Genomic DNA, 13470 nt, shown 5'->3' with positions numbered 1-13470 from the left:
AACGCAAAAAAACCTCGTCCCTAAAAAGGGACGAGGTTCAAATCGTGGTTCCACCCTTCTTCTGTCTATCCAAAACAAAAATAGACGAAGCTCTGCATCGGCTAACGGGCCGGTGACCGGTAATTGCTATTTAAATTCACAACTACTGCTCGGAGGTGGTAAATCGATTGCCGGTACTTAAGAAGCTTTCAGCCAAGGCTTCTCTCTCTACAAAGTCGTACAAACTGATTGTTGTCCTCTTCAACGCATTTACTTATTCTTATGAAAATGATTATACGCTACACGATCAACATTTGCAAGCCGTTATAGAGGGCTATTGTTCTCTCCAATTTTTCCCTTGTAGTGAGACAGGAGTGGTAAGTGCACGAATTCGTTCCATAATCCGTCCAGCTTTCACTACTTCCTTTTCTCCTCGCTGTGTAACCGAAAGATGATGCTCTAACTCACTGTAATTGAAATTAGATGTCATAAATGTGGGTAGCTGTTCCGACATTCGAAAATGCAAAATAGTACCCAATATTTCATCTCTGGTCCAACTAGACATGACTTCTGCTCCAATATCATCCAGCATTAAGACGGGTGCCTTTTTGACGAACTCTATTTTCTCGGAAAGTGATTGATCTTGAATAGATTGTTTCATTTCTCGTAAAAACTCAGGAACATAGACAACGACAGAGTGGATATGTCTACTCGCCAATTCATTGGCTAATGCACCTAACAAATAGGATTTACCTACACCGAATTTACCGTGAATATAGAGTCCTTTTTTAGGTAATGTATTTGTTCGAGCCCATTCTTCCAAAAAGTCTATGGCAGCACGAACTGCAACCACCCTACTATTATCGTTCACATCAACATTGCTAAGACGAGCTTCCATGACTTCTTTTGGCATATGTATACTATCAATCATGGATGTCACTTTTCTTCGCTCATCCTCTATGACTCCCCGACGACAGCGAATATATTCTAAGTCAATTAGGCCACGTTCTAAAATTAGTTTTGGTTCATAGCCTTTCATATAATTCGAACATTGTTCCAAAGATTCACAAGAACCACAATCATGCGACTGTGATTTATATTCATATAACTTACTTAATCCTCGATCGACGATACGTTTTGAAATGTCAGCTGCGTTTTCTTCTAAAAACTTTTGTACACCTGGATCTTCTAACACTTCTTGTTTCATCTCATCTAGCCTTGTGGAGAATTCAGGTGTTTGAACCACTCTTTTTAGCGTTTCGTTAATACGTTCCATTTTTCCCACCTACCTTTTCAATGCATTCAAATCCGCTAACAGTTTTTTTCTTTCTTCCTCTATATTTTGATTTCCCTTAGTTTCGTTACCAGATTGCTTTGTCTCTCCATCTTTTTTATAAAACCAATCTGGTACTTTTTCTTCGCGCACTGGCTTTTTCGTATAAGATTTCTGCTGAGACCCTTCACTTTTCCATTTTATATATTGTTCATGCTCACTTCTTGCAAGTTCCATTGCTTGTTTTGCTGTTTTAACATCTTTTCGCATCCAATGGGAAGCAATTTTTTCCGCATAGTTTTTCGTTAGTTTCATGTCTGTTCGAAGTAACACATATTGCAATAGCACATTGACAACACCGATTGGCATATTAAAATGGGTGACAAAATGATTCGCTAACTGTACATCTGCTAAAATTGGTTCTTTACCATTCGCTATATCTTTTAATACAATTACGGGAGCAGTTGTTTCTAGATAATGGATAAGTTCTTCTTCTTTCGATAAAGGTTGGCTTTTTTCAGTTGTCGGCATAGCCGTTTGCGCAATTTTCTCCATCACTGGAGCAGTTTTAGAAACAGTTAGCTTATAATAATCAGCGCATGCTTTTTTTAATCTTGCTTCGGAGAGATGAAGTTCATCATCTAATGCAAGGATGACTACTTTTTGCATCTCCACAGGATGTAGGTTATATAAAAAAGCTAGTTTTGCAATTACTTCTTTTGCCTCTACCGTCATCGCTGATTTTGGTACAAGTTGTTCGGACAACCCTTCTTGTAATAAAGCAAAATCAAATTGATCGAAGTAAAAAGGAAGAGAATCCTGTCTTTTTTTAGATTGGTATTCATCTTCATAAGAAATGGCATTTCCTGATTTGGAAGATGGCTTAAATACATCCATAAACGTTCGAGAAACATCTGTAAATCCGTCATGCCATTTTGCAGGTTGGATAAATCGACTGCGCAATTGTTTATAAGCATTTTCCCCAATTTTCCCTAACAAAAACATCGATAATAATGGATCTTTTAAAAAGGACTCTGCATCAAGTGGGGCAGTCAACTCATAATAAAAAACACGACCATCATTCTCTGATTTTTGCCAAGTACGGAGTAATCCTATAGCTTCTAATGCAATTCTTGCTTGAAAAATTTTCCCAATGGAAACACCTAACACATTCATTAGTTGATAATGGGGTGACCCCTCGTTATTTTTCGCTTCTCCATCTGCCCATAACGTTAAGTATAGGCTAATGCTTTCTGCTCCAACTAATGGTTGATAAAATAATGTTAATAATTGGCGATCATAATCCGAAAAAGAATATGGCAAGCGAATCATATACATGTCTGCTGGCTGAAGCTCTTTATATAACATCAACAGTTGCACCTACTCTCTTGCTGCTTATAATGTTGGATTCTTTTTTATTATTTCTTTTAATTCTTCTATGAAGACTGTTATATCTTTAAATTGACGATAGACCGAAGCGAATCGAACATAAGCCACTTCATCTACTTCCGCTAGCTTGTCCATTACTTTTTCGCCCACTTCTTCCGATTTCACCTCGGAATTACCTGTTCTTCGCAATTCTTTTTCAATCGAAAACACGATTTCTTCTAGCTGATCTAATGCAACTGGTCTTTTCTCACATGCACGTATCAGACCGCGAAGTATTTTTTCACGACTAAATTCTTCTCGTGATCCATCTTTCTTCACGACGATTAATGGTGTTTCTTCTACCTTTTCAAAGGTTGTAAAACGAAATCCACAATCTTCGCACTCTCTTCTTCTTCTAATCGCCTTATTATCATCGACCGGTCTAGAGTCAACAACTTTCGTACCATTATATTGACAAGTAGGACATCTCATATTAGTTTCACCTAATTCCTTACATGAATTTGTATATCTATTATAACAATATTCTCTCATCAATTACGACTTGGCGTAATTGCGTCCAAATTTTGAATTGCGTATTGTGCAATTAACTCCTTTCAAAATTTGTGACATCCGCCGGAGGCTTTAACTTGCTTCACAAGGGAGCTCAAGCTCCCTTGTGAAGCAAGTTAAAATCGAAAAAGCAGAGGAATCGCTTCCTCTGCTAAGTCATCTCGGCTAAGTTATTACGCTTGAACTGTCATGCGTGACTTAGGTACATTAACTGGACCCATACCACGAGGCATTTCAATCGTTTCGCGTATTCCAGCATTAAGAGCATCTGCAATATAATTAGCTGCAACTGATGGGTCTAAATCTCCACATGTATACACATCAATGCTCGCATAACCATGCTCTGGAAAGCTGTGAATCGTTAAATGTGATTCGGAAATTATAACGACTCCACTTACACCTTGTGGTGCAAATTTGTGAAACGCAACTTCTCTGACTTCTGCACCAGATTTCAATGCAGCATCAACAAATGTTTGCTCGATAAATTGCATATCGTTAAGTTTGTCGAAATCGCATTCCCATAGTTCTGCAATAATGTGACGTCCCATTGTTTCCAATGTCCGTTTCCCCCTTTGATAAGTTTTAGTTTAAAAATAACAATCAAAGTTGACTACCACGGGGGAAAGTTAGTCCAAAGAGGTCCTAACCCTTTAAGTAGTCCATGTACGAGAAGTACACGATTATCATTATATGATGGATTGATAAAATAAGCAACACATAAAAAAACCTCTTCCTAAAAAATTAGAAAGAGGATCATGTTTTTATAAATTGGAAACTACCTTTAACCCTGACGCTACTTTTTTCGTCAGATCAACTACACGTGCAGAATAACCCCACTCGTTATCATACCAAGCAAGTACCTTTACTTTACGATTACCAATGACCATAGTAGTTAATCCATCTACAGTTGAAGAAAGAGTAGATGTATTAAAATCAATTGAAACTAGTGGCTCAGTTGTGAATCCTAATACTCCCTCCATAGATTCTTCGGAAGCTTGGATAAATGCTGCATTTACTTCTTCCACAGTTACATCTCTTTTTACATCAACAACTAAATCAACTAAAGATACATTCGGAGTAGGTACACGAAGTGCCATTCCATGAATTTTCCCTTCTAATTCTGGCAGCACTAGTGTAAGCGCTTTTGCAGCACCTGTAGAAGTTGGAATAATGGATTGCCCACATGAACGTGCACGTCTCAAATCCTTATGTGGATTGTCTAAATTGTTTTGATCATTTGTATATGCGTGAACAGTTGTCATTAATCCATTTTCAATTCCAAATGTATCGTTTAATACTTTTGCAACTGGTGCTAAACAGTTTGTTGTACAACTTGCATTTGAAATAATATGGTGCTTTGCTAAATCTAATTTATCTTCGTTTACACCCACCACGATAGTTGCATCTTCGTTTTTAGCAGGAGCTGTGATGATTACTTTTTTCGCTCCAGCTGCTAAATGAGCACTTGCTTTTTCCCCATCATTAAATTTCCCTGTTGACTCGATCACGATGTCGACATTCAACTCTTTCCAAGGTAAATTTGCTGGATCACGATCATTCACGATTTGTACTCGTTTGCCATTTACAACAAGTGCATTTTCCTCTATTGTAACTTCTCCTGAAAAAGTACCATGTGTTGAGTCATATTTGATTAAATGCGCTAATGTTTCTAAAGGATACCTTGCATTAATTGCTACGACGTTTAACTCTTCCTGTACTATCGCTTGGCGAAATACCATTCGTCCAATACGTCCGAAACCATTTATTGCAATTGAAGCTGTCATGTAAAAATCCTCCTGTAACTGTGTGATACTTTATGTTTTACAACTTGTAATTAGTATAACACATTATCTTAATCATGTAGCCCCATTTTTAAAGAAAGATATTTTTATTTTATAACTGGTTGTATGTCGTTGTTCAAATATTGTTGTTGCTATATAAATAAAGACACTAACGCCTATCCTAGCTCCAAATTTAGAATGATAAAGATGAATGAAATATCGCACATAATAGGGATACTGTGCTGTATATTGCTCTATTAGGATCCACTGTGATTTTCGCTGCAGGACGGACGCTTTCCGTGGGGTGAGTGATGAGCCTTCACCGCCGCGCCTACGCGCGTACGTTGTGAAGTCTCATTTAACTCACTTGATCCCACTGGAGTCGCCGTCTGCAGCGAAAATCAATGGAAAAAACTTACTTATCAGTGTTCAAAATTAACACTGAATGGTCGAACGAGACAATCTGGCCTTTGAACACGATAAACTAGTCGAGCAGATGCCGACCAGCCAAGTTTGACGGGCTTTTAGGCATATTATTCCTCTAATATGCCTAAATCATGTTCGTCTCAATACAAGTAAAGAGCTATTGTGAGAAATTAATTGCTTTCAACGGCAATTTAGTTGCTCTCATGCTGATTTTAGTGGCTTTCATACTGAAATTAGTTGCCTTCAATAGCTTTTTGATTGCCCTTAGCCATTCTTTGGGATTTTGGACGCCGGTGTGAAACCCTACAAGAGCGTTAGCGATGTTGCGTCTCGTCACTCACCCGGCGGAAATATAGCCGTCACTACCGCACAGTATCTTTATATCCCTTGCTATAAAAAAGACTGTAAACAAGTTTGTTTACAGCCTTTCATATTAAGCGTTTAGCACGTTCCATTCGCTTAATATTTTTTTCAATTGTTGTTCAGTTGATTCTAGAGTCCCATTATTATAAATAACTGCGTCTGCTTCTTTTTCTTTGATTGATAATGGGAGTTGTGATTGGATTCTTGCTTTGGCTTCTTCTAGTGTAAAATTATTGCGAGCCATTAAACGTTCCAATTGCATTTCTTCTGACACTGTTACGACTAATATTTTTTCTACATACGATTGCAGTTTACTTTCAAATAGCAATGGGATATCCATGATAATAGTTGGATAACCTTCTTTTAATAGTTGCTCCTTTTGACGAAGCATTTCCGCACGAATGGCTGGATGAATAATATCATTTAAAGTTTTTCGTTTAGAAGGATCAGAAAAAATGATTCCTCCTAATTTTTCGCGATTTAAAGAACCGTCTTCTGCAATGACTTCTTGACCAAAGACTTCAGTTATCGTTTCCAATGTTTCCGTTCCTTTTTCAACAACTATTCGTGCTACGATATCTGCATCGATAATGGGATATCCTAATACTTTCAACATATTCGACACAGTACTTTTTCCACTAGCAATACTTCCTGTTAAACCAATAATCATAACAATCCTCCGTTATTTCTGACATGTCCCACAATAAGTGGAGGTTCTTCCACCGATCGTTTTTTGCAAAGTTTTTCGACCACAAATAGGGCAATTCTTTTTGCTATACATTTGTAATCGATTTTGCATATTGCCAGCTCCGCCATTAATATTGCGATAGTCAGAGATTGTACTTCCTCCGTTTTCGATACTATCAAGTAACACGATGACGATTTCGTTAAACAACTGTATTTTTCTTTCTTTACTTATTCGTTTCACTTTTCGCGCTGGATGGATTCTCAACCTGAACAACGCTTCTGTTGCATAAATATTTCCGCAACCCGATACAACTTGGCCATCCATGATAAATTCCTTAATCGCTTTATTTTCATATTTGGGTAAAATACTCATCGCCAAATAATGATCTAAAGCTTCTTGGTCAAAAGGCTCTGGTGCCATTAGCAACAATGGTGGGTAATCTGCTTCGCTTTCTAAAAGACGGAGCTCTCCAAATCGTCTAATATCTGCATAGACGAGCATGTCACCTTCCTCCAAATGGAGAATAACATGCGAATGCCGTATAAATTTGTCTTCTCCAATTTCATTCAAGCTTCGAACGTAAAACCAAGCTCCGGACATCCCTAAATGTGAAACGAGTAAATGAGGGATTCCATCTTTTTGTAAATGAAAATAAATATATTTGGATCGTCTATCAATTCTTTCAATTGTCATTTGAGGCAGTGCTTCTCGGAACGCATCTACATCTGCCCCTTTTATAATTGCTTCTTTGCCATTAGCTTTAGATGTGATAATCGTTTCCGAAACATCTACAGATTGAATTGTTTTCCCCGTTGCAATTGGTCGCAACGACCGGACAACCCCTTCCACTTCTGGTAATTCAGGCATATTAAAAACTCCTTATTTAGTTTCATACCAAGAAGCACCGAATGCATAATCCACTTTCAATGGAACGAGTAATTTAATCGCAGTATCCATTACTTCTGGTACAATTTTTTCGAGTAATGCAATTTCTTCTTTTGGAGCCTCGAAGATTAACTCATCATGTACTTGTAAAAGCATCTTCGTTTGCATCTTTTCATCTTTCAAGCGTTGCGCCATATCAATCATCGCTTTTTTAATAATATCTGCTGCACTTCCTTGAATTGGAGTATTCATAGCAGTACGCTCCGCAAAGCTTCTCAGATTAAAATTGGAACTTGTAATTTCAGGTAAATATCTTCTTCTATTTAAAATGGTTGTGACAAACCCTTTTTGTTTAGCTTCATGTACAATATCATCCATATATTCTTTTACACCTGGGAAACTATTTAAATATTGCTCGATAAAAGTCGCAGCTTCTTTTCTTGTAATGTCCAGGTTTTGCGATAAACCATAATCGCTAATACCATATACAATTCCAAAGTTAACCGCTTTGGCAGCACGGCGCATGTCCGAAGTCACATCTTCCGCGGCTACATGGAATACGTCCATTGCTGTTTTCGTATGAATATCCAAATCATTATTAAATGCATCTACTAAGTTTTTATCTTCTGACATATGGGCAAGCACACGAAGTTCGATTTGCGAATAATCCGCTGCAAACATAACCCAGTCAGGCTGTGACGGAACGAATGCTTTTCGAATTTTTCTACCTTCTTCTAAACGGACCGGTATGTTTTGCAAATTCGGATTAATTGAACTCAGACGCCCTGTAGAAGTTAATGCTTGTTGGTAGCGAGTATGAATTTTCCCATCTGCTTCATGGATTTCTTTTAATAGACCTTCGATATATGTTGAGTTTAACTTTCCTAGTTGACGATAATGAAGAATTTGTTCAATAATCTCATGTTCACTTGCTAACTTTTCCAGTACATCTGCCGCTGTAGAATACCCTGTCTTCGTTTTCTTTATCGGAGTAAGTCCAATTTTTTCAAATAAAATGACCCCTAATTGTTTAGGAGAATTAATATTAAACTTTTCTCCTGCCAGCGCATATATGTCATGCTCAATGGATTGCAACTTCACTTCTAAGTCATGTCCCATCTCGACAAGTATTTGTTTGTCCACTTTCACCCCGTCGGATTCCATCGTTCCTAGAATAGATGCAAGTGGTAATTCCAATTCTTTATACAATTCGAACTGCTCATTTTCTTTCAGCTTTTCTTCTAGTGTCGGCTTTAATTGCCATATCGCTTGCGCTTTTCGAGCCGCATGTTCAGCAACTTTCTCCAGTTCAGGCGTCGATTTTTTGGCACCTTTTCCATAAACAGTTTCGTCCGTCCAGACGTTATAGTTTCCGAATTCTTTTGCCAGTGTAGATACGTCGCCAGAAGAGATGGATTGATTGACAATATAGGCTGCTAATAGGAGATCAAATTCCGCGCCTTGTATACTGACGCCATATTTTCTGCTTACTGCCTGCGTCGCTTTGGAGTCCGACAGAAATTTCTGTTTCGAATCATCCTCTAACCATGCGCAGAAGGCATCCGATTGAAATGCTTTCGTCCCTTGGATAAAATAGGAGTCATCGCCATCCGATAAAGCAATCCCAAGTAATTCACTCGTATGATATTGTTCGTCGTACATTTCAAAATGAACGGCCATTGGGTCTTTTAATAGGGAAGCATCTACTTCCTCTAACACTTCATAATTCATTTCCGCCGTTTCCTGTTCTTCTGCAACGAAATCAGATTTCTCTAAAAGTGTTTTAAACGAAAGTTCTTTCCAAATCTCCACTACTTCTTCCATATTTGGCCCGCTATAGGTTAAATCATCTACAGTAACTTCAATAGGAGCGTTTGTTTCGATTGTTGCAAGTGTTTTACTCATTTTTGCTTGCTCTTCGTTTGCCACTAATTTCTCTTTTAACTTCACACCACTAACAGTGTCTAATGCTTGATATAAATTTTCTACGGAACCATGTTCTTTTAATAGTTTGATCGCTGTTTTTTCACCAACACCAGGTACACCCGGGATATTATCGGAAGCGTCTCCCATTAAACCTTTCATATCAATAATTTGTAATGGGGTAAGTCCGTATTTTTCTTCCACATGAGCAGGTGTATATTTTTCAATATCTGTAATACCTTTTCGCGTAATATAGACAGTCGTATTTTCTGTTGCCAGTTGTGTTAAATCTTTGTCCCCCGATACAATGACAACTTGCTGACCATTTGCATCAGCTTGTTTACTTAGCGTCCCGATTATATCGTCCGCTTCATACATTTCCAACTCATATCTTTTAATCCCGTAGGCATCAATCAGTTTACGGACATATGGAAATTGTTCGGAAAGTTCCGGTGGTGTTTTCTGTCTTCCGCCTTTATATTCTCCAAAAGTCGAGTGGCGGAAAGTAGTTTTCCCTGCATCGAACGCTACTAGCATATGCGTTGGATTTTCTTCTTCCATAATTTTTTGAAGCATCATTGTAAAACCATAAACCGCATTTGTATGTATGCCAGATTCATTGGTTAATAAAGGTAACGCAAAAAATGCTCGATACGCGAGACTATTTCCATCCAATAATAGTATTTTTTCATTTGACATAAAGTTCACTCCTTCGATTTACCATTCATCTTATTTAAGAAAATAAAATCGTCATTCCCTATATCTTACCATGATAGTAAGGGGAATGACGATTCTTAAACTATTCTAAGTAACCTGCAAGAATTTTCGCATAAGGAGAGTCAGATGGAATGATAATCATCGAATCTTCTCCAATCGTACGCTTATAAGATTCAAGTGTTCGGTAAAGAGAATAGAACTCTGGATCTTTAGAAAAGCTATCATTGTAAATTTTTGCTGCTTCTGCATCACCTTCAGCAGCAATCACTGCAGCATCTTTTTTAGCAGTCGCAATCATCTCTCTTACTTGACGGTCTGTGTCTGCTTCAATCCGACGTTTGTCTGCGTCACCTGTAGATAAAAACTTTTGTGCAATACTTTGTCTTTCCGAAATCATCTCATTGTAAACGGATTGCTCGTTCTCTTCAGGTAAGTCTGTACGTTTAATACGAACATCTATTACTTCAATCCCGTATTTGTCTTTTTGAAGCAATTCATTTACATGAGTTGTAATCTGATCGTTTAAACTTCCTCGTGAAGAATTTTCATCATTAATTATTTCGTTATAGTTTAATTGACCAAGTTCTGAACGTACAACTGAATAAATGAATTCTTCCATTCGGGACCCAGCATTGATTAAATTACCAGCATTCGAAATCATCTCTTTTGCGTTCGTAACTCGCCAAACCGCATAATTATCAATGATTATTCGACGTTTGTCTTTTGTGTTAATCTCTGCTTCTGATAATTTATAGTTCATTTGATATTTTGGGATAGTGGTAACACTTTGTATAAATGGTATTTTCATATGCAATCCTGGTGTATCTTTAATGGCTTTAATCTCCCCGAACTGGCGAACTACTTTGAACTCGCCTTCTTTCACGACATATATATTCGCAAAAGCAATTACAATAACAACAAACGTAAGGAAAATTGCGATAAATGATTTTGTATATTTCTTATAATCTATCGGTGTTTTTTCTTTTTGGGGCTTCTTTTTATTTTGCGTTGCTTTAAATTTTTCTTCTAAATTAGAAAATGGATTGTGATTATCTGCCATTATTGTCCACTCCCTTCTTCCGTTTCTGTAGCTGGTGGTGGTGTTTGTTTATTCGATTCAAGTGGTTGAAGCGGCAAGTATTTCATCGTGCCACCATCATCGTTCATAATATAAATTTGAGCATTTGGTAATACTGCATCGAGTGTTTCCATGACAAGTCGCTGTCTCGTAATCTCTTTATTGTCTGCATATTCAACGTAAAGTTTATTGAACAATTCTACATCTCCGAGCGCTTGTTGAATACGGGCCGTTTTATATCCAGTTGCTTCCGATTTGATGGCATCTACTTCCCCTTCTGCCTCACTCATTTTTTGATTGACATATTTTTCAGCTTGGTTTACTTTGGTGTTCTTTGTTTCTTCTGCATCCGTTACAGCAGTAAAAGCAGATCGAACTTCCGCATTTGGCAATTCTACGTCTTGCAGTTTTACAGTAAGTACTGTAATACCAATGTCGTATTTATCGATTAATGAACCCAATAGTTCAACGGTGTCTGCTTCAATTTGCGCTTTTCCAGATGTTAAAGCGTCGTCAATTTTAGAGTTTCCAATAACGGAACGAATAGAAGCGGATGTTGCATCATGCAATAAGTCTTGAGGACTTTCGGAGTTAAATAAATAAGCTTTTGGGTCAGTAATCTTCCATTGTACGACTAAATCCGTTAAGACAATATTATCGTCTCCAGTAATCATTTTTGTGTCTTTATCGAATGATTCGATTTCCCCGTCTGCTGTTTGTTTGTAACCAAATTGTAGACTAAAAGTTTCTTTAGATAATTTTTCTACTTTTTGAATTGGCCACGGCATTTTAAATTTTAAACCTGATTCTGTAATTGGGTCGCCAGCTTCCCCAAAAGTAATAACGATTGCTTGTTCTGATTCATCTACTGTGTACCAAGATGTAAATACAGCAGATAATAAAATAATTCCTATGATCGAAGCAACAATGATGGATATTAATCTCTTTGTACTCATCGTATATCCCCTTTCTATATGTATACTTCTTTTACGGAGTAATGACTCATTTGGTTTCAAAAAAATTACTGCAAGTACATTATTATTACAAAAGTGTTACTGGTGCCTGGCACCAGTAACACTTTTGTAATAATAAAAAAAGCTAGCAGGGCGCTAGCTTTTTTTAGGTAAATCGTTTGGAAAAGGGGTCTATTTAAATGTAACAGATGATTGTAAATCTACTATGAATATATTGTAAACTTTTCCTCACCAATTATTATTTTTATATTTTTTATAATAATTGAACTGGCGAGCAATTAAATAGAACTTCCGCATGAAATTGGTATCGTTTTTATAAAATAATGGATTTCCCCATTTTCCTGTTCTTAACAAATGTCTAATTTCTTTTTGGATTTCTTTGTTATCAACAAACTTCTTTAACACAATTTTTGGCACGACCGTAAACAAATAATGCTCATTTAATAATGTCAGCGGTTTTGCTTTATTATAAATTACATCATCCACAAAATATCTAGCCATATTATGTCCAAGCGCCGTCGTATAATAACTTGAGCGTCCTTGACGAATATTCACTTCAAACACTTTGAATTTACCGTCGCGTTCATCAAACTTCAAATCAAAGTTAGCAAAGCCAACATACCCTACCGCTTCTAAAAAATGCTGAAGCTTTTTCATCAATTCTTCGTCATATCTTGTAATCAGTGCGGTATAGTTTCCAATTGCTGTAACCGTATGTTCTTGCAACACTACTTGTGCAAGCGTGCTTAACTGCGCTTTTCCTTTTGAGTTCATATAAAAAACAGAATCCCACATATACGTATCATCACCAGGAATATAATCTTGAATAATTAGATCATCCACATATCCACTAGCATTCACTTTGTTAATGACATCATTTAGTTCTTCTCGAGATTCTACACGATAAACTTTTTGCTGCCCTGGGAATTTATTTTTATAATATTGAACCCCATTGCTCGGTTTAATAATTAAAGGAAATAATACTTCCTCCGTAAAAGGCTCTTTTTTGGCACATGAATAATAATATGTTTTTGGTGCATCAATTCCATGCTCTTCACAAAGCTTATAAAAGTTCGATTTCACAAGAAGATTATTCATCAATTCTTCCGACATATAGTTAAACACATACATTTCTTTTAACGCTCTTGCATTTTCAATAATTAATCGGACATAGAAATCATTTGTTCCGATTAACAACAATTGTTTACCAGACGTTTTATATTTCTTTGCCACTTCTGTTAAAACAGTGACAAATGCAGCTTTATCCCATAAATTCGAATGAATCTCAATATGCTCAATGACACTGCTCCATTTCGTAAAGGACATTTCTTCCTTTCCGACTAAAATTGGCTTTATATTATATTCCTCATGAAATGAAATTGCCATATTGTAAGCATTCATATCTGTCCCCACAATAATTGGGATAAACGGTTCTTTGTTCATAT

Annotated in this window: 11 protein-coding genes and 1 other annotated feature; all 11 genes read right to left on the bottom strand. The window is 37.0% G+C overall.

Going from position 1 to position 13470, the window contains the following annotated elements:
- Window positions 1–23: 23 nt before the first annotated feature.
- Window positions 24–253 (bottom strand) — a binding site (T-box leader).
- A gap of 60 nt (window positions 254–313) precedes the next feature.
- The 11 genes from dnaI to ACIQ38_RS06865 all read right to left on the bottom strand — a co-directional run bounded on the left by dnaI (window position 314) and on the right by ACIQ38_RS06865 (window position 13468).
- Window positions 314–1255: a primosomal protein DnaI gene (gene dnaI, locus ACIQ38_RS06915; protein ID WP_402820039.1), complete on the bottom strand. Its 942-nt coding sequence runs from the start codon at window positions 1253–1255 to the stop codon at window positions 314–316.
- A gap of 9 nt (window positions 1256–1264) precedes the next feature.
- Complete coding sequence (locus ACIQ38_RS06910) at window positions 1265–2620, bottom strand: replication initiation and membrane attachment family protein (protein ID WP_402821348.1); 1356 nt, start codon at window positions 2618–2620, stop codon at window positions 1265–1267.
- Between the two features lie 27 nt (window positions 2621–2647).
- A complete protein-coding gene (gene nrdR / locus ACIQ38_RS06905) occupies window positions 2648–3112 on the bottom strand; it encodes a transcriptional regulator NrdR (RefSeq protein ID WP_402820036.1) in 465 nt (154 codons plus the stop codon).
- A 251-nt stretch (window positions 3113–3363) separates the two neighbouring features.
- The gene (gene speD / locus ACIQ38_RS06900; protein WP_142609341.1) at window positions 3364–3747 is read right to left on the bottom strand and encodes an adenosylmethionine decarboxylase; all 384 of its coding nucleotides are present in this window, start codon (window positions 3745–3747) and stop codon (window positions 3364–3366) included.
- A gap of 204 nt (window positions 3748–3951) precedes the next feature.
- The gene (locus tag ACIQ38_RS06895) at window positions 3952–4974 is read right to left on the bottom strand and encodes a glyceraldehyde-3-phosphate dehydrogenase (RefSeq protein WP_402820031.1); all 1023 of its coding nucleotides are present in this window, start codon (window positions 4972–4974) and stop codon (window positions 3952–3954) included.
- Window positions 4975–5830: 856 nt separating this feature from the next.
- Window positions 5831–6430: a dephospho-CoA kinase gene (gene coaE, locus ACIQ38_RS06890; RefSeq protein WP_402820028.1), complete on the bottom strand. Its 600-nt coding sequence runs from the start codon at window positions 6428–6430 to the stop codon at window positions 5831–5833.
- Window positions 6431–6442: 12 nt separating this feature from the next.
- Window positions 6443–7315 (bottom strand): bifunctional DNA-formamidopyrimidine glycosylase/DNA-(apurinic or apyrimidinic site) lyase, encoded by an 873-nt coding sequence (gene mutM / locus ACIQ38_RS06885; RefSeq protein ID WP_402820025.1) that lies wholly within the window; start codon window positions 7313–7315, stop codon window positions 6443–6445.
- Between the two features lie 12 nt (window positions 7316–7327).
- Window positions 7328–9955, bottom strand: coding sequence for a DNA polymerase I (polA, locus tag ACIQ38_RS06880; protein ID WP_402820022.1), 2628 nt, complete (start codon window positions 9953–9955; stop codon window positions 7328–7330).
- A gap of 100 nt (window positions 9956–10055) precedes the next feature.
- Complete coding sequence (gene hflC, locus ACIQ38_RS06875) at window positions 10056–11033, bottom strand: protease modulator HflC (protein ID WP_402820019.1); 978 nt, start codon at window positions 11031–11033, stop codon at window positions 10056–10058.
- Window positions 11033–12007, bottom strand: coding sequence for an FtsH protease activity modulator HflK (gene hflK / locus ACIQ38_RS06870; protein WP_402820016.1), 975 nt, complete (start codon window positions 12005–12007; stop codon window positions 11033–11035). Before hflK ends, hflC begins: the two co-directional genes overlap by 1 nt.
- A 246-nt stretch (window positions 12008–12253) precedes the next feature.
- Window positions 12254–13468 (bottom strand): carboxylate--amine ligase, encoded by a 1215-nt coding sequence (locus ACIQ38_RS06865; protein WP_402820014.1) that lies wholly within the window; start codon window positions 13466–13468, stop codon window positions 12254–12256.
- Between the last annotated feature and the right edge of the window lie 2 nt (window positions 13469–13470).

This window comes from Psychrobacillus sp. NPDC096389 (assembly GCF_044762855.1).
Classification (GTDB): domain Bacteria; phylum Bacillota; class Bacilli; order Bacillales_A; family Planococcaceae; genus Psychrobacillus.
This window is presented reverse-complemented; position numbering and strand designations above follow the sequence as displayed.